The 16,415-nt window shown below is 71.9% G+C and carries 14 protein-coding genes; 9 read left to right on the top strand and 5 right to left on the bottom strand.

The features are described from left to right. The first annotated feature begins 288 nt into the window (after positions 1-288). Genes ACFY0U_RS08380 through ACFY0U_RS08360 form a run of 5 tightly spaced genes read left to right on the top strand, consistent with a single transcriptional unit; the run spans position 289 to position 6,659 of the window. The gene (locus ACFY0U_RS08380; RefSeq protein ID WP_388632075.1) at positions 289-1,602 is read left to right on the top strand and encodes a tetratricopeptide repeat protein; all 1,314 of its coding nucleotides are present in this window, start codon (positions 289-291) and stop codon (positions 1,600-1,602) included. Further along, positions 1,599-3,692 (top strand): M3 family metallopeptidase, encoded by a 2,094-nt coding sequence (locus ACFY0U_RS08375; protein WP_388632073.1) that lies wholly within the window; start codon positions 1,599-1,601, stop codon positions 3,690-3,692. The genes ACFY0U_RS08380 and ACFY0U_RS08375 overlap by 4 nt, the downstream gene beginning before the upstream one ends. Further along, positions 3,689-4,936 (top strand): aKG-HExxH-type peptide beta-hydroxylase, encoded by a 1,248-nt coding sequence (locus ACFY0U_RS08370; protein WP_388632070.1) that lies wholly within the window; start codon positions 3,689-3,691, stop codon positions 4,934-4,936. The genes ACFY0U_RS08375 and ACFY0U_RS08370 overlap by 4 nt, the downstream gene beginning before the upstream one ends. Continuing rightward, on the top strand, positions 4,933-6,141 hold the full coding sequence (locus ACFY0U_RS08365) for an MFS transporter (protein ID WP_388632067.1): 1,209 nt from the start codon (positions 4,933-4,935) through the stop codon (positions 6,139-6,141). Before ACFY0U_RS08370 ends, ACFY0U_RS08365 begins: the two co-directional genes overlap by 4 nt. Further along, positions 6,138-6,659, top strand: coding sequence for a flavin reductase family protein (locus ACFY0U_RS08360; RefSeq protein ID WP_388632064.1), 522 nt, complete (start codon positions 6,138-6,140; stop codon positions 6,657-6,659). The genes ACFY0U_RS08365 and ACFY0U_RS08360 overlap by 4 nt, the downstream gene beginning before the upstream one ends. Positions 6,660-6,704: 45 nt before the next feature. Here the strand turns inward: ACFY0U_RS08360 and ACFY0U_RS08355 are convergent, their stop codons facing one another. Further along, positions 6,705-7,472, bottom strand: a complete 768-nt coding sequence (locus ACFY0U_RS08355) for a VOC family protein (protein WP_388632062.1) — start codon at positions 7,470-7,472, stop codon at positions 6,705-6,707. 297 nt (positions 7,473-7,769) lie between these two features. Here ACFY0U_RS08355 and ACFY0U_RS08350 point away from each other — a divergent pair, with 297 nt between their 5' ends. After that, on the top strand, positions 7,770-8,627 hold the full coding sequence (locus ACFY0U_RS08350; protein ID WP_388632059.1) for a sulfurtransferase: 858 nt from the start codon (positions 7,770-7,772) through the stop codon (positions 8,625-8,627). A 171-nt stretch (positions 8,628-8,798) separates the two neighbouring features. Here ACFY0U_RS08350 and sepH read toward each other — a convergent pair whose 3' ends face one another. From sepH to ACFY0U_RS08335, 3 genes are all read right to left on the bottom strand, one after another. Beyond that, positions 8,799-9,836, bottom strand: a complete 1,038-nt coding sequence (sepH, locus tag ACFY0U_RS08345) for a septation protein SepH (protein WP_388632056.1) — start codon at positions 9,834-9,836, stop codon at positions 8,799-8,801. Positions 9,837-10,431: 595 nt separating this feature from the next. Next, the gene (locus ACFY0U_RS08340; RefSeq protein ID WP_388632053.1) at positions 10,432-11,751 is read right to left on the bottom strand and encodes a D-arabinono-1,4-lactone oxidase; all 1,320 of its coding nucleotides are present in this window, start codon (positions 11,749-11,751) and stop codon (positions 10,432-10,434) included. After that, the gene (locus ACFY0U_RS08335; RefSeq protein WP_388632051.1) at positions 11,711-12,952 is read right to left on the bottom strand and encodes an MFS transporter; all 1,242 of its coding nucleotides are present in this window, start codon (positions 12,950-12,952) and stop codon (positions 11,711-11,713) included. Before ACFY0U_RS08335 ends, ACFY0U_RS08340 begins: the two co-directional genes overlap by 41 nt. Before the next feature lie 164 nt (positions 12,953-13,116). On the opposite strand from ACFY0U_RS08335, the gene ACFY0U_RS08330 reads away from it, so the two are divergent. Together ACFY0U_RS08330 and ACFY0U_RS08325 are read left to right on the top strand one after the other, a co-directional pair. Further along, the gene (locus tag ACFY0U_RS08330) at positions 13,117-14,244 is read left to right on the top strand and encodes a ferrochelatase (RefSeq protein WP_388632049.1); all 1,128 of its coding nucleotides are present in this window, start codon (positions 13,117-13,119) and stop codon (positions 14,242-14,244) included. An 8-nt stretch (positions 14,245-14,252) separates the two neighbouring features. Beyond that, the gene (locus ACFY0U_RS08325; protein ID WP_388632047.1) at positions 14,253-15,068 is read left to right on the top strand and encodes an inositol monophosphatase family protein; all 816 of its coding nucleotides are present in this window, start codon (positions 14,253-14,255) and stop codon (positions 15,066-15,068) included. Positions 15,069-15,150: 82 nt separating this feature from the next. Here ACFY0U_RS08325 and ACFY0U_RS08320 read toward each other — a convergent pair whose 3' ends face one another. Continuing rightward, complete coding sequence (locus ACFY0U_RS08320; protein ID WP_199924513.1) at positions 15,151-15,315, bottom strand: hypothetical protein; 165 nt, start codon at positions 15,313-15,315, stop codon at positions 15,151-15,153. A gap of 441 nt (positions 15,316-15,756) precedes the next feature. Between ACFY0U_RS08320 and ACFY0U_RS08315 the strand changes: the two genes are divergently transcribed. Beyond that, positions 15,757-16,410, top strand: coding sequence for a response regulator transcription factor (locus ACFY0U_RS08315; protein ID WP_007385219.1), 654 nt, complete (start codon positions 15,757-15,759; stop codon positions 16,408-16,410). The last annotated feature ends 5 nt before the right edge of the window (positions 16,411-16,415 follow it).

The raw sequence follows: 16,415 nt of genomic DNA, 5'->3' as shown, positions 1-16,415 counted from the left end.
GATCACCGAGGTCGAGGTCGAGACGGACGAGCTGGCCGAGGAGTTCGGCCTCACGGTCTCGGGTGTGGCCTACTACGCCCCGGCCGTCTGATCTCCGACATCAGGCGACCTGCCCTCCTGGCGACCAGGCGGGCTCGCGATGGCCGCAAAGGGCGAACTCCCTTTGCGGCCATCACGCTTCGTGGCGCACACCCAGCGGATCACGACGGCCGACCACGACGGCCGATCGACGACAGCTGATCAACGACACCCGATCGACCACAGAGGACCACGACGGAGGAGCCGGCGGTGGAGAAGTTTCTGCGGACCAAGGGAAGCGTCGGCCACCTGCCCCCGATGCAGGAGCCGCCGAGGGGAACCTTCGAACCGGAACCGGTCCCTCGGTCGCGCGAACTCCTCGCCTCCTACTTCGACCTGGAGAGCCCCGGCGGCCCCCTCCACGCCCGGTGCACCGCCGACGTGGGCCGCCGCCTCGCACAGGACCTGCCCGTCCCCGTCCACCAGATCGCCTCGCTCGGACTGCTGAGGCAGGCCCTGAGGACCGAGGAGCCCGGCCGGCCCAACCCGGACGACCCCCGCGACCTGCCCGTACCCCTGCGGTCGGCCCGCTGGCAGCACCTGTGCACCCTGACCGAGAACTGGGACGGACTGTCCACCCGCGACCGGTCCCGCCTGGTGACCGCGCTGGCCAAACTCGGCTTCTGGAAGACCGTCGCGGACCTCGTCCCCGCCGACCCGACCGGCCGCGACCTGGACGCCCTGCGGCTGGCCTACTTCCGGCACAACGCCGACGCACAGCTCGCCGGGGACGCCCGGAGCGCGGCCGCCGCGTTCGTGCGGGCCCGCGGTGTCATGGAGGCCATCGCCCGCACCGAGGAGTTCGACCCGGCCGTACGGTACGGGGCCGCCGCCCACATGATCGTGCTGTGCGCCAAGGGCGAGAAGCAGAGGGCGCTGGCCGACATGCGGTACTGGCTGGCCGCCGCCGACGAGGTGGCCGACCGGGCCGGCGTCGAGATGGAGCCGCTGCACACCTCCATCTACTGGCGCGGAGTGGCCTTCATCCCCTTCTTCGAGGGCGACCACGCCGAGGTCGACCGGCAGCTGCAACTGGCCGAGAAATACGCCCTGGAGGCCGTGGCGCTCGCGGACGCCGACACCCGGCTCCTGGCGCTGGAGAACGTCCACCCCGTCCTGGAGACCTCCGGGCGCTCGGCCAAGGCCCGCGGGGACGTCGAGGGGGCGGAGCGGTTCTACCGACGGATGGCCGAGTGGGACCCGCTCGATCCCAAGGCACACGTACGGCTGGCCGACTTCCTCATGGGGGAGAACCGGGTCGCCGAGGCGCGCGAGGCGTACCGCACCGCCGCCGGGCTGGGCGCGCCGTACGCCTCCTACGCCCACTGCCAGGCCGCCCGCTGCTCCCTGCGCCTTGAGCAGCCGGACCGGGCCCACGGTGCCCTGGTGGCATCGGCCTCCCTCGACCGGCAGGCGCTGTCCCCGCTGATCCTGCTGCGCGACCTCTGCGCCGACGGCGGGCCCGCCCCGCTGCGCCAGTGGGCCGTGGACGAACTGGCCGTGCGGATGCGGGCGGCCCGATGAGTGCGAACCCGCTCCTGGAGCCGCCCGCCGCGCACGGGATGCAGCCCTTCGCCGACATCCGCCCCGCGCACTACCGGCCCGCGCTGGAGCGGGCCGTCGCCGAGCGCGAGGCCCGGGTCGAGGCCATCGCCGCCGACCCGGCGCCGCCGGACTTCGCCAACACCGTCGAGGCGCTGGAGTTCTCCGGCACCCGGGTCCAGTACATCCACGACGCGTTCACCCACCAGGTGACCGCGGGCGGCGACCCGGCACTGACCGACCTGGAGCAGGACATCGCCGTCCTGCTCTCCCGCCACGAGGGGCGCATCGTCCGCAACCGGCGCCTGGTCGCCCGTATCGACGCGGTGCACGCCGGACGCGACAAGATCGCCGACCCCCAGTCCCGGGCCCTGACCGTGCACTGGTGGCGCCGCCTGCGACGGGTGGGCGCCATGCTGCCCGCCGAAGCCGCCCGCGAACTCGGCGAGGTCAACCGCGAGCTCTCCCGGGAGTGCGCCGCCTACCGGCAGACCCTGATCGACGACACCCACCGCCGGGCCCTGGCGGTACCCGGCCCCGACGCCCTGCGCGGTCTGCCCGCCGACCGGCTCGCGGCCACGGCCGAGGAGGCCGCGCGGCGAGGCAGGGGAGAGCCCTGGCACGTCGTGCCGCTCGCCTCGCCCACCAGCCAGCCGGCGCTCGTCCAGCTGCGTGACCGGGACACCCGGAGAACACTGTTCGAACGCTCGCTCGGGAGAGGCGCGGACAACGAGGAACGGGCCGCCCGGATCGCCCGGTTACGCGCCCGCCAGGCCCGCATCCTGGGCTACCCGTCGTACGCCGCATGGGCCACCGAGGACCAGACGACGGGCACCCCGCAGGCCGTGGAGGCGATGTTCCAACGGCTGGCCGAGCCGCTCCTGCACGCGGCACACACCGAACGCCGCGCCCTGCGTGCCAGGGCCGGCCACCGGATCCGCGCCTGGGACTGGACCCACCACGCGGCAGCGGCACCTGCGGGCGACGGCGACGAAGGGCCCACCGCGGACGAACTCCGCGCCCACTTCGAACTGGACGCGGTCATCACCCGCGGCCTCTTCCACAGCGCCCGCCTCCTGTACGGCCTCGAGTTCACCGAACGCCACGACCTCACCGCCCACCACCCCGAGGCCCGCGTCTTCCAGGTCACCGACGAACACGCCGGCACGGTGGGCCTCTTCCTGATCGACGTCTTCGCCCGGCCCGGCAAACGAGGCGGCGCGTGGACGGGCATCCTGCGCCCCCAGGCCCACACCACCGCGACCCGGCCCGTCGTGGTGAACACCTTCAACCTCACCCCGCCCGGCACCGGGCGCCCCTGCCTCCTCGACATGTCCGAAGTCGTCACCCTCTTCCACGAGTTCGGCCACGCCCTGCACGCGCTGCTCTCCGACGTCCGCTACCCGGCGCACTCCGCCCCCGGCGTCCCCCGTGACTTCTCCGAGGCTCCCGCCCAGGTCCACGAGACCTGGGCGTTCGACGAGCGACTCCTTGAGCACTACGCCCGGCACCACCGCACCGGACAGCCGCTGCCCCCGGAGTGGATCAAACAGGTGAGCGAGCGGCACAGCACCGGTGGCGTGCATCTGCTGGTGGAGATCCTGGGCGCGGCCGCGGTGGACTGGTCCTGGCACACGCTTCCTGACGCACCCGGCGCACCCGGCGCACCCGAGGACCAGGGCGGGGACGCGGACTGGGACGCCGCGCGGGTCGAGGCGCGGGGCGCCGCTCGCTGGGGGCTGGACACGGTGCCCGAGATCCCGCCGCGGTACCGCTCCGGCTACTTCGACCACGTCTTCCACGGACCCTACGGCGCGGGCTTCTACGCCTATCTGTGGTCCGAGATCATCGCCGCCAACCTGGTCGAGGCGCTGGAGCGGCGCGGCGGCCTCACCCGCGCGAGCGGCGAGGCGCTGCGCCCCATGCTCGCAGCCGGCGGATCCCGCGCCGCGATGGCCATGTTCCACGAGCTCACCGGCCTGGACCAGCCGCGCATCGAGCCCTTCCTGCGTCGCCGCGGCCTGCCGGACATCGCACCGACGTCACCCTCTTCGAACAGGACCTCATCATGACCAGCACCGACTTCCTCGGCGGCCATCTCGCTCTCGCCGCAGACCACGATCCCGTCCTGCCCGCCTACGTGGCCAAGCTCCGCGCCTCCGTCCCGCGGGTGACCAGGCGGCTGGGGCAGCTCGCGGGCGATCGGACCGAGGCCGAACTGACCCTGTGGGGCCAGCGGTTCGCGGCGCTGGACGACGACGCCGCCCACCTGCTCCTGTCCCATCCGGTCTTCCCTTACCTGTGGCGGCAGTTGATGCTCGCGGCCCAGCGCAAGGACGCCGACTTCGTCCGCACCTGGTCCACGCACTTCGCGCGGTTCGTCGCCCTGGCCCACGCCACCGGCCCCGACGCGGACCCGGCGGGCACCGAAGTGCCCCTGGCCGCGCCCGCCACCGAGGTGCGGTTCCCCCAGACCCGCCATCACCTGGTCTTCGACACCCCCGTCCACCGACTCGTGATCCGCGAGAACGGCGACGGCACTGTCCGCGACGGCGCCGCGGCCGTACCCGCCCCCTACATCCACGGTGCGGGCGACCCCCGGCTGGGGAACGCCCGGCGCGTACGACGACCGGTCATCGCCGGCACCGACATCGAGATCGACAACGCCGGACCCTTCATCGCGCGCCACTTCGCCTCGATGAACTCCCATGAGCCGCAGCCCGGTTACCCCCGCTCCGACCTCGCCGTACGGGACATCGGCGAGGACGACATCACCGACATCTCCCGGGCCTTCGCCCTCATCGAGGACGTGTGGCCCGAACTCGCCGCCGAGATCCGCGCCTACACCCGGCTGGTCGTGCCCTACGCCTCCGAGTTCCACTCCTCGTTCACCGAGGCGATCCTGATGGGCGCCGTGTTCCTGTCGGAGGCGGCCCACCCGTTCAGCGCCACCCACTACACCGCCGAGCACCTGCTGCACGAGAGTTCACACCTTCGGCTGATGCTGCTCCTGGAACTCGACCCGCTGGTGACCGTCGCGGAAGGAGCCACCTTCAACTCCCCGGTACGCAAGGACCCGCGCCCCCTGTGGGGCATGCTCATGGCCGTCCACGCGTTCGCCCGCATCACCGCGTTCCACCGCCGGGCGTACGACCGCACCGGTCTGGAGATCCACCGCGAACTGACGTGGCAGAACGCGGATCTGCTCGCCAAGGGCCTGGACGAGATCGAGGGCGAGCCCACGGCGGAGTTCACCGAGGCCGGCAAGGTGCTGTGGGCGCAGATGCGCGCGGAGACGGAACCGGCCCTGCGATGACGACGACCATTCAGGCGCCCCAGGCGGGCTTCAGGGACCTCATCGGGGACCGGACGGTCCGTGTCCTGGCACTCTGCTCGCTGATCAACTCCTGTGCCTTCTTCGGCATGATGCCGTTCCTGGCGCTCTACCTCGCCGACATCACCTCGCTGCCGCCGGCCGCGATCGGCGCCTTCACCGGCTCCGTCGCCCTGGTCGGCGCGGTGGGGGCGCTGGCGGGCGGAGCCGTCACCGACCGGGCCGGAGCCGGGAGCCTGCTGCGCGCGGGCCTCGCCCTCTACGCGCTGCTGGCCGCGGCCCTCGCCACGGTCACCGCACCGGTACTGGTGCTGCCTCTGATCGTGTGCCTGGGCGGCGCGCTGACGCTGGTCGGGCCGTCCTTGAAGAAGCTGATGAGCCTCGCCGCGGGCGAGGGCGGCGAACTGGTCTTCCGCATACGGTTCATGACGGTGTCGGCCGGCGCCGCGCTCGGCCCGCTCGCGGGCGCCGCGGCCTACAGCGTCTCCCACCGGGCCCTCTTCGCCGTCTCGGCGGCGCTGTTCGCCTGCTGCGTGCTGCTGGTCCACGCGCGACGCGACTCCCTGCGGGGGCTGGACGTCCGCGTCCCGGCCGCCCGTCAGGGGCGCTGGACATGGACGCACTCCCTGCGCGACGGGCGGTTCCGGCTGGTCCTGGTCTCGGCCGTCCTGATCACTCTGGTCTTCGCCCAGCTCGAATCGATGATCCCGCTGTACCTCAAGGGGGAGTCCGGCGACCGCGCCCCGACACTGTTCGCGGTGGTCTTCGCCGTGCACGCCGTCCTGGGCTTCGCCTACCAGTGGCCGGCGGCATGGCTGGCCCGGCGCACCACCCTCCCGGCACAGGCAGGGGTGGGCTGCACCGGCTTCGCCGTCTCCTTCCTGTGCTGGGGAACCTCGGACGGCCGGCTGTGGGTCCTGCTGGCCGGGGTGCTCGCCTGGACCGTCGGGGAGGCGCTCCTGATGCCGATGGCCGACCTCATCACCCACCGTCTCGCGCCGGACGCGGAGAAGGGGGCGTTCTTCGGTGCGCTGGAACTCCGCTACCTGGGCTTCTTCGCCGGGCCGATCCTCGGCGGCGCCCTTCTCGACAGCGGCACCTGGCTCTACTTCGGTGCGATGGCGGCCCTGTCCTTCGCGGCCTGGCCGGTGCTGCGCTCCCGCTCCCTGGGTCTGGAGGACCGATGACCGTCGTCAAGCCGATCATCAACCCCGCCCTCCTGCGGTCGGTCGCCGGTCGGTTCCCCACGGGCGTCACGGTCATCACCACCACGACGCCGGCCGGCCCGGCGGGATTCACCTGCCAGTCCTTCACCTCGCTGTCCCTGGACCCGGCGCTGATCTCCTTCAACGTCTCCCGCTCCTCCGACACCTGGCCGCTGGTCCGCGAAGCCGGCGTCTTCTGCGTGAACGTCCTCGCCGCCGACCAGCAGGAAACCGCCCGCGCCTTCGCCCGCCGCCACACCGACCGCTTCGCCGGCATCCCCCACTCCTGCCACCTGGGCAACGGCACCCCACGCCTGTCCGGCGCAACGGCCTGGCTGGAGGCCACGGTTGAGGGCACCCATGCCGGAGGCGACCACCTGATCGTCATCGGCCGCGTCACGGCTGCCGCAGCGGGAGACCGCGAAGAGACACTGCTGTTCCACCGAGGTGCCTATGGATCGACCGGCTCCGAGGCGGAACGACTGAGGAGTGCGGGGTGACGGTGAGGGGCGGCCCGTTCGCCTACGCCGTCGGCCCCCCGAGCCTCAGCGAGGTCCCTGTACCACCGAGAACCGTGCCCCCTCCGGATCCGCCACCGTCGCCACGCGGCCGTGCGGGCTTTCGTGGGCCGACCGCAGGACGTGGCCGCCGAGGGCGGTGACATGGGAGACGGTCTCGTCGGTGTCGGCCACCTCGAAGTACGTCATCCAGTGCGGGCCCCGGTCGCGCGGGAGGGAGTTGCCGACGCCGTGGACGCCGGCGACCGGACGGCCGGCGACGTGGAGGGTGACGTAGTCGAAGTCGGCGGAGACCACCGGCTCCTCCTCGTAGCCGAAGACCGTTTCGTAGAACTTGGTGACGCTCGCCGTCTCGAAGGTGATCAGCTCGTGCCAGGCCGGTGTGCCGGGGACGCCCGAGATGCCCGTGCCGCGGTGCGCTCCCGCCTGCCAGATGCCGAAGACCGCGCCGGCCGGGTCGGAGCCGATCGCCAGCCGGCCCGCGTCCTCCGCGTCCAGGGGGCCGACCCCGATCGTGCCGCCGCACAGCCGTACCGTCTCCGCGGTCAGGTCGACGTCGTCCGAGGCGAGGTAGGGCGTCCAGGCGACCGGGAGGTGGCGGTCGGGCGGAAGTTGGCCGATTCCGGCGACCTCTTCGCCGTCCAGCAGGGCCCGGACGTAGGGGCCGAGCTGCTTGGGACCGGGTTGGAATTCCCAACCGAACAGTTCGCCGTAGAAGTCCTGGGTCGTGGTCAGTCCGTGCACCATCAGGCTCACCCAGCAGGGCGTGCCGGGGGTGTGCGTCTCGCCGGTCATCGTCACTCTCTCCTCGACCCCTTGCGGCGGCCGTGTCACCGCCGCACTCCGGAACCCCGTGCCGATGCTCGCACCACCGTGGCGCGGCGCGCTCCGGGCGCGCCGCCGCTGTGTGGCCCTTGTTCCGCAGAATGCCCGGTGTGCGGTTTCCCGTCCGTTTCTGCGCGATTGCCCACAGGTGTCGATCGGCTGTACAGCATGTGCCCGATCCCGTACGCCTGGTGATCGGGCCTGCCCGGCGGAGCAGAGTAGCCCGACATGGACGATGCGGCCACCCCGTACGCAAGGATGGTGGCCATGAACGCCATCATCTCCGCATCCGAACTCGCGAGCGAAATGACGGGTGAGAACCCGCCGGTACTGCTCGACGTCCGCTGGCAGTTGAGCGTGGCCAAGGCGGCCGGGGAGCCGCCCTTCGACGGCCGGGCCGAGTACGCGGCCGGGCACATCCCGGGCGCGGTCTTCATCGACCTGGACAGGGAACTTGCCTCCGCCGCCGGTGCGCGCGGCCGGCATCCGCTGCCCGATGTCGCGGAGTTCGGCGCCGCGATGCGCCGGGCGGGTGTGTCGGCCGCGGCGCCGGTGGTCGTGTACGACGGGGGACAGGGCTGGGCGGCCGCCCGCGCGTGGTGGTTGCTGCGCTGGACGGGTCACCCGGACGTGCGGGTCCTCGACGGCGGGTTGCCGACGTGGGAGGGGCCCCTCCAGTCGTCGGTGCCCGGTCCCGCGCTCGCCGAGGGCGACTTCGAACCGGTGCCGGGAGCCGCGGGGCTGCTCGACGCGGACGCGGCGGCGGCGCTGGCGCGGTCCGGGGTGCTGTTCGACGCGCGGGCGGGGGAGCGGTACCGGGGCGAGGTCGAGCCGATCGACCGCGTCGGCGGGCACATCCCGGGCGCGGTGTCCGCGCCGACGAACGAGAACGTGGGGGCGGACGGACGCTTCCTGCCCGCGGAGGAGCTGAGCGCGCGCTTCAAGGCCCTCGGGGCGGGCGACGGCTCCGAGGTCGGCGTGTACTGCGGCTCGGGCGTCTCCGGGGCGCACGAGGTGCTGGCCCTGGCGGTCGCGGGGATTCCGGCGGCGCTGTACGTCGGTTCGTGGTCGGAGTGGTCCTCGGATCCGTCCCGGCCGGTCGCCGTGGGCCCGGACCCTCAGTGACCCGGCGCGCGGACCGGCGCTGACGGGGTGCCACCTTCTCCGGAGGCGGACGCCGTCCCGTGCGGCTGACGGTCGGCTCGCCCGAAGCCGCGCCGCCAAGGATGAGGGCCCGCTGCCGAACGGCAGCGGGCCCTCATCCTCGTACGGCCGTCTTCACAGCCGTACGACCGACTACTCCTGCTTCTTCCGACGCGTGCCGAACACGATCTCGTCCCAGCTCGGGACCGCCGCGCGGCGGCCGGGGCGGACGCCGTCGGCCTCTGCCTGGCGGTCGGTGGAGCCGATGAGGCGGTCGCGGTGGCTGCCGACGGAGCGGGGCATGAGGACGTCCGCGTAGGCCGAGCCGGCGGAGGCCGCCGGGGCGGGGGGCTCCTCCGCCTCGGGTTCGGCGGGGGGTTCCTCCACGGGCGGGGCGGGCTCCGACGGGCGCTCCGGGACCACCAGGTCGCCCCGGAAGCTGGGGACCGCCTCCAGCAGGCTGGTCAGCGAGTCCCGTTCGGCCGTGGCCTCCTCGACCGGCTCGGGCGCCGGCACGGGCAGGCTCGGCCCTCGTTCGAGGGCACGGTCCAGCGGACGGTCGCGCGGCAGCCGCGCGATCCGCGGGACGAACGGAAAGCTGGGCTCCGGCACGGCGAGGTCGTCGGACTCGCCGATCAGCGAGCGCGCCTCCTCGTCGACGGCCTGGACGAGCCGCCGGGGCGGGTCGTACGTCCAGCTCGCCGAGTGCGGTTCGCCCGCGACGCGGTAGACCAGCAGCACTTCCCAGGTGCCGTCGTCGCGGCGCCACGAGTCCCACTGGACGGTGTCCTTCTCGACGCCGCGCAGCAGCAGTCGCTCCTGGACGGCCTCGCCGAGCTGGGGACCCGCGTTCTCGCCGGGGCGGCGGACGGGTGTCTTGCGTGCCCGCTCGGCCATGAACGCGCGCTCCGCGAGCACGGGGCCCTCGAAACGGCGTACGCGGTCCACGGGGATGCCGGCCATCTGCGCGACCTCTTCGGCCGTCGCACCGGCGCGTATACGTGCCTGAATGTCGCGGGGGCGGAGATGGCTCTCCACCTCGATCTCGATCTGGCCGAGGCGGGGACGGTCGCCGCGTACCGCGGCGCGCAGACGCTCGTCAATCGGAAGCGTGTACTCCGTGCTGTCCGCAGCCTTCAGCACCAGCCGTGTGCCGTCATTCGAGACGGCCACGACACGCAGTTCGGGCATGGGGACCTCCCGGGTGGTGCCTGCCGACGTCACGTGCGTCGCTGCTTCCGCTAGTCGAGTGTGGCCTGCCCGGGTGCAGCCTGCCACAACCTTGCCGAGTTGCCCGGCGTGTCGGGCACGGGCCCTGGATCGCCGTTATGGCACGGTTACCTATTCGCAACGCTAAGTGACCAACTCCGTCACCCTGTGCAACTAGCCCCCTCCTGGCGGTCCTTGGAGCCGCGGACGCCCTGGCGGGAGACCGGATCCAGGGCTCGCAACAGTACTCCATTTGGACCACGTGCGTGGATTGGCGCGCCGCCCAACTTCTGGCAACGGACGGGACTTGGCGGCCTCTCGCGCGAATTTGCGGATCTTGAACGTGGCGCACTTCACGGAATCACCAGAAACGGAACTATTGGTTTCGTGCGTACGTCCTTTTCTCGTGCAGTTGGTTGGTCAAGTACGGGAAAGGCGGGCAAGGTGACTACATGCGCGGAAGGCCCGATATCGGCGAAAAGGGTCCCCGCCAAGGCCGTTAGGGACCAAGACGTCGCGCCTCCGGGGTCACCATGGGCGGCACCACGGTCAGCGGCGCCGTCACCGGCCGACAGCGCTACGAGCCCAGCACCCGCCGCAAGTAGTCGTTCTGGAACCGGCGATCAGGATCAAGCCGATCCCGCAGCGCGGTGAACTCGCCGAAGCGCGGGTAGACCCCGGCGAAGTACTCGGCGTCGCGCGTGTGCACCTTGCCCCAGTGCGGACGCCCCTCGTGCGCGGTGAAGATGCGCTCGGCGGCGGTGAAGTACGCCTGGTACGGCGTGCCCTTGACCATGTGCACGGCGATGTAGGCGCTGTCGCGGCCCGACGCGGTGGACAGGGTGATGTCGTCGGCCGGCGCGGTGCGCACCTCGATCGGGAAGCTGATCCGGAGGCCGGAGCGCTCGACCATGGTCCTCAGTTCGCGCAGCGTCTCGGTGACGGCCTCGCGCGGGACGGCGTACTCCATCTCCACGAAGCGCACCCGGCGCGGTGATGTGAAGACCTTGTAGGGGATGTCCGTGTAGGTCCGCGAGGACAGGGCCTTGCTGGAGACGCGGGCGATGGTCGGGATCGTCCCCGGCGCCGCGCGGCCGACCCACTGGGCGACCTGGAAGACGCCGTTGGAGAGGAACTCGTCCTCGATCCAGCCCTGGAGCTGCGGCACCGGCTTCTCCGGGCCCGCGCTGCGGTTGTTGCGCTTGGTGTTGGTGCTGCCGGTGTGCGGGAACCAGTAGAACTCGAAGTGCTCGTTCTCGGCCCAGAGTTCGTCGAAGTCGGCGAGCACCTTGTCGAAGGGCATCGGCTCTTCGCGTGCCGTCAGCAGGAAGATCGGCTCCACGGCGAAGGTGATCGCGGTGACGACGCCGAGCGCGCCGAGGCCGATGCGGGCGGCCGCGAAGACCTCGGGGTTCTCCTTCTCGGAGCAGCTGAGCACCGAACCGTCGGCCGTCACCAGCTCAAGGCCCTTGATCTGGGTGGCGATCGAACCGGACTCGCGGCCGGTGCCGTGCGTGCCCGTGCTGGTGGCGCCGGAGACGGTCTGCTCCATGATGTCGCCCATGTTCGTGAGCGACAGGCCCTCCCGCGCGAGAGCCATGTTGAGCCTCTTGAGCGGGGTGCCGGCCTCGACCGTGACCGTCATGGCGTCGCGATCGATGTCGCGGATGCCGGTCAACAGTTGAGGGCGGATCAACACACCGTCGGTGGCGGCTATGGACGTGAAGGAGTGCCCGGTGCCGACGGCCTTCACCTGCAGGCCGTCCGCGGCAGCCTTCCGTACGGCGTCCGCGAGCTCCTCGACCGAGGCGGGAGTGACCTCCCGCGCGGGACGGGCGGCGACGTTTCCACCCCAGTTACGCCACGTGCCGTTCTTCCCGCTCGCTGTGCTGCTCAACGGTGCCTCCCCGACGCGGAGCCGGCCCCTTGAGCCGGCGGTACCCCAGAAAACCGACCGCGACCGCGACGGCCCCGGACACCGCCGGAACCCCGTACCCGGCGCGCGCCCCGGCCGCGTCGATGACCCAGCCGGCCGCGGAGGAGCCGAGCGCGACCCCGACCGCGAGCCCGGTACTGATCCAGGTCATGCCCTCGGTCAGCTGCGCGCGTGGTACGTGCTGCTCGATGAGGGACATCGTGGTGATCATCGTGGGAGCGATGGCCAGGCCCGCAACGAACAGCGCCACAGCCAGAAACGGCAAGTTTCCGACCAGTAGGAGGGGGATCATACTCACGGCCATCGCGCATATGCCCAGCAGCCAGCGAGGTTCGGGCGCCCCCTTGAAGTGCAGCAGTCCGAAGACGAGGCCGGCCACACAGGAGCCCGCCGCGTACAGGGCGAGCACGATGCTCGCGGCGCCCTTGTGGCCCTGCTCGTCGGCGAAGGCCACGGTGACCACGTCGACGGCCCCGAAGATGGCGCCGGTCGCCACGAACGTGGCCACCAGGACCTGGAGCCCGGGGGAGCGCAGGGCGCTGCCGCCGTCGCCGTGCTTCTCGCGCGGGTGCGGTGCGGGCTCGGTGGCGCGCTGAGCGGTCAGCCAGAAGACACCGACCGCCAGGAAGCAGGCGGCGAGCAGCGGCCCCGCCTCCGGGAACCACGCCGTGGACAGCCCGATCGAGATGATCGGCCCGAAGATGAAGCAGACCTCGTCGATCACCGACTCGAACGAGTACGCGGTGTGCAGCTGCGGCGTCCCGCCGTACAGCGCGGCCCACCGCGCGCGGATCATCGCGCCGATGCTCGGCACGCACCCGATGCCCGCGCTGAACACGTACAGCGTCCAGTCGGGCCACCTGTAGTGCGCGGCGAACAGCAGCCCGGCCGCCGAGACCAGGGCGATCAGCGTCGCCGGTCGCAGCACCCGCCGCTGCCCGTGCTGGTCCACCAGCCGCGAGACCTGGGGGCCCGCCACCGCCGCGGCCAGCGCCATGGTGGCCGACAGCGCGCCGGCGAGCCCGTACCGCCCGGTGAGCTGCGACACCATGGTCACCACGCCGATGCCCATCATCGACAACGGCATCCGGCCGAGGAACCCCGCGGCGGAGAAGCCCTTGCTGCCGGGGGCGGCGAACAGGGCGAGGTAGGGGCTCGGCACGGGGGGCTCCGGTCAGGAAGGGGTGGCTCGGCCGGTAAGGCGCGAACGCGGCGGATACAGCTTACGAGTTAGGTGACCCTAATGCACCTGGCGGGCCGGTACCGGAACTCCGTCCGGCACCCCGCCGTTTCCCGGCTGTCAGTACCGGATGACAGGATCGACCCATGCGAGACGCGCTCGATGCCACCCCCTACGACGCCCTGCTCCTGCTCTCGTTCGGCGGCCCGGAGGGCCCGGACGACGTCGTCCCGTTCCTGGAGAACGTGACGCGAGGGCGCGGCATCCCCAAGGAACGCCTGAAGGAAGTCGGGCAGCACTACTTCCTGTTCGGCGGGGTCAGCCCCATCAACGACCAGAACCGCGCCCTGCTGGACGCCCTGCGCAAGGACTTCGCCGACCACGGCCTGGGCCTGCCGATCTACTGGGGCAACCGCAACTGGGCCCCGTACCTGACGGACACCCTGCGCGAGATGGTCGCCGACGGCCACCGCCGCATCCTGGTCCTCGCCACCAGCGCGTACGCCTCCTACTCGGGCTGCCGCCAGTACCGGGAGAACCTCGCCGACTCGCTCGCGGCGCTGGAGGCCGAGGGCGTCGAGCTTCCGAAGATCGACAAGCTGCGGCACTACTTCAACCACGAGGGCTTCCTGGAGCCCATGATCGAGGGCGTCCTGACATCCCTCGCCGACCTCCCCGAGGACGTCCGGGACGGCGCGCACCTCGCCTTCTCGACCCACTCCATCCCGAACGCGTCGGCGGACACCTCAGGGCCGGTCGAGGACCACGGCGACGGCGGCGCGTACGTGGAGCAGCACCTGGAGGTCGCGCGGCTGATCGCCGAGGCGGTCCACGAGCGCACCGGCGTTGACCACCCCTGGCAGCTCGTCTACCAGTCCCGCTCGGGCGCCCCGCACATCCCGTGGCTGGAGCCGGACATCTGCGACCACCTGGAGGAGCGCCACGCCTCCGGCGCCCCCGCGGTCGTGATCGCCCCCATCGGCTTCGTCTCCGACCACATGGAGGTCCTGTACGACCTCGACACCGAGGCCAAGGCCAAGGCGGAGGAACTGGACCTGCCGATGCGCCGCTCGGCCACGGTCGGCGCCGACCCGCGGTTCGCCGCCGCGATCCGCGACCTGGTCCTGGAGCGGGCCGCCGTCGAGCGCGGCCAGGAGGTCACGCCCTGCGCCCTCGGCGCACTCGGCGCGAGCCACAACCTCTGCCCGGTCGGCTGCTGCCCGTCCCGCGCCCCCCGCCCCGCCGCCGCGGGCGCCGACAGCCCCTACGCGTGAGGAACCCCGTGACCGCCCCCCTGCACACGGAACTGCTCCGACTCGCCCAGGCGGCCGCCCACAAGGCCGGTGCCCTCCTCAGGGACGGCCGCCCGGCCGACCTGGCGGTGGCCGCCACCAAGTCGAGCCCCATCGACGTGGTCACCGAGATGGACATCGCGGCGGAGAAACTGATCACCGACCTGATCTCCTCCCACCGCCCCGACGACGGCTTCCTCGGCGAGGAAGGCGCCTCCAGCGAGGGCACGAGCGGCGTCCGCTGGGTGATCGACCCGCTCGACGGCACCGTCAACTACCTGTACGGACTGCCCACTTGGGCCGTCTCCATCGCGGCCGAGCAGGACGGCGAGACGGTCGTCGGAGTGGTGGCTGCCCCGATGCGCGGCGAGACGTACCACGCGGTGACGGGCGAGGGCGCCTGGGCCACGGGCGCGTGGGACGGCGAGCGCAGGCTGGCCTGCCGCCCGGCACCGCCCCTGGACCAGGCCCTGGTCTCGACGGGCTTCAACTACGTCCTCGAGGTCCGGGCCCACCAGGCCGAGGTCGCCCAGCGGCTCATCCCGCTCCTCCGGGACATCCGCCGCAGCGGATCGGCGGCGGTGGACCTGTGCGACGTGGCCGCGGGCCGCCTCGACGGCTACTACGAACGCGGCCTGAACCCCTGGGACCTCGCGGCGGGCGACCTGATCGCCCGGGAGGCGGGCGCCCTGACCGGTGGACGCCCCGGAGAGCGCCCCGCACGGGATCTGGCGATCGCCGGCACCCCGGGCGTCTTCGAGCCCCTCCAGCGGCTTCTGGAGGACTTCGGGGCCTGGCACGACTGACGGGCACCGACAGAGCGCACAGCAGTGGGCCCCGGTGCTGGATTCACCGGGGCCCACTGTCGTGCTCAAAGCCGATCAGACGCTAAGCGCTGACCTCCACGCCATGTTCGGCGGCGAGACGGCGCAGGTCTTCGAGCTCGCCCTGCTCCACCTCGACGAGGAAGTCGTCGCCCTCGTTACGAGCCCGCGTCAGGTCGGTCTCGGTCGCCCTTATGCGCTGCAGAAGTCCTGCGGTGAATGCGTCCATGCTGCGCCCCCTCGTCCTGGGTCGTCGTGGGTCGGTGGCACGGGGGTGTGCCGTTCGGAAGGGGCGATCACGCCTCCAGCAGATGCCCAGCGCTGCCCTGCTGGGCGGCGGCGGCGCCGGACACCCACGCCCGCTCTGCGGAAAGCGGATTGCGGTGTACCGCATGGTGCTGCGGCACATGCAGAGCGTGATCGCGGGGTGTAAAGCCGTCCTCCCCCCGCTCTCTTCCACGGAAACCTCAACCCGACGAGAAAATCTCGCATTCCCCGGCTTCACACCTGACCTTCACCCGGGCTCACACCTGGCCTTCAGACGGCCCTTCCCCGTCTTACAGCCGACTTATGGCCGAAAAGGGCAGGATGGAGGTCAACACACTCACCAAGGCCCCCGCTCGCGTGCCCGAGAAGCGCTACGCGGGTGGACACAGGAAGGACAAGCGACGTGCGCGTACTCGTCGTCGAGGACGAGCAACTGCTCGCCGATGCGGTGGCCACCGGACTGCGCCGGGAGGCCATGGCCGTCGACGTCGTGTACGACGGTGCGGCCGCCCTGGAGCGCATCGGCGTCAACGACTACGACGTGGTCGTCCTCGACCGTGACCTCCCGCTGGTGCACGGCGACGACGTCTGCCGCAAGATCGTCGAGCTCGGCATGCCCACACGCGTGCTGATGCTCACCGCGTCCGGCGACGTCAGCGACCGTGTCGAGGGCCTGGAGATCGGCGCCGACGACTATCTGCCCAAGCCCTTCGCGTTCAGCGAGCTGACGGCACGCGTGCGTGCCCTCGGCCGCCGCACCAGCGTGCCGCTGCCGCCCGTCCTGGAGCGCGCCGGCATCAAGCTCGACCCCAACCGCCGCGAGGTCTTCCGCGACGGCAAGGAGGTGCAGCTCGCTCCCAAGGAGTTCGCCGTCCTGGAGGTGCTCATGCGCTCCGAGGGCGCGGTCGTCTCCGCGGAGCAGCTCCTGGAGAAGGCCTGGGACGAGAACACCGACCCGTTCACCAACGTCGTCCGGGTCACCGTCATGACCCTGCGCCGCAAGCTGGGCGAGCCGCCCGTCATCGTCACCGTGCCCGGCTCCGGCTACCGGATCTGATCCGC

Source organism: Streptomyces sp. NPDC001536 (assembly GCF_042894505.1).
GTDB lineage: Bacteria > Actinomycetota > Actinomycetes > Streptomycetales > Streptomycetaceae > Streptomyces.
The sequence above is the reverse complement of the archived record's forward strand: the minus strand, read 5'-3'. Positions and strand labels throughout refer to the sequence as shown.

Bases quoted from the DNA above. Each gene is read 5' to 3' on its own strand.
- ACFY0U_RS08360 (WP_388632064.1), top strand. From the start codon at position 6,138: ATGACCGTCGTCAAGCCGATCATCAACCCCGCCCTCCTGCGGTCGGTC.
- ACFY0U_RS08330 (WP_388632049.1), top strand. From the start codon at position 13,117: ATGCGAGACGCGCTCGATGCCACCCCCTACGACGCCCTGCTCCTGCTC.
- ACFY0U_RS08355 (WP_388632062.1), bottom strand. From the start codon at position 7,472: ATGACCGGCGAGACGCACACCCCCGGCACGCCCTGCTGGGTGAGCCTG.
- ACFY0U_RS08365 (WP_388632067.1), top strand. From the start codon at position 4,933: ATGACGACGACCATTCAGGCGCCCCAGGCGGGCTTCAGGGACCTCATC.
- sepH (WP_388632056.1), bottom strand. From the start codon at position 9,836: ATGCCCGAACTGCGTGTCGTGGCCGTCTCGAATGACGGCACACGGCTG.
- ACFY0U_RS08350 (WP_388632059.1), top strand. From the start codon at position 7,770: ATGAACGCCATCATCTCCGCATCCGAACTCGCGAGCGAAATGACGGGT.
- ACFY0U_RS08370 (WP_388632070.1), top strand. From the start codon at position 3,689: ATGACCAGCACCGACTTCCTCGGCGGCCATCTCGCTCTCGCCGCAGAC.
- ACFY0U_RS08320 (WP_199924513.1), bottom strand. From the start codon at position 15,315: ATGGACGCATTCACCGCAGGACTTCTGCAGCGCATAAGGGCGACCGAG.
- ACFY0U_RS08375 (WP_388632073.1), top strand. From the start codon at position 1,599: ATGAGTGCGAACCCGCTCCTGGAGCCGCCCGCCGCGCACGGGATGCAG.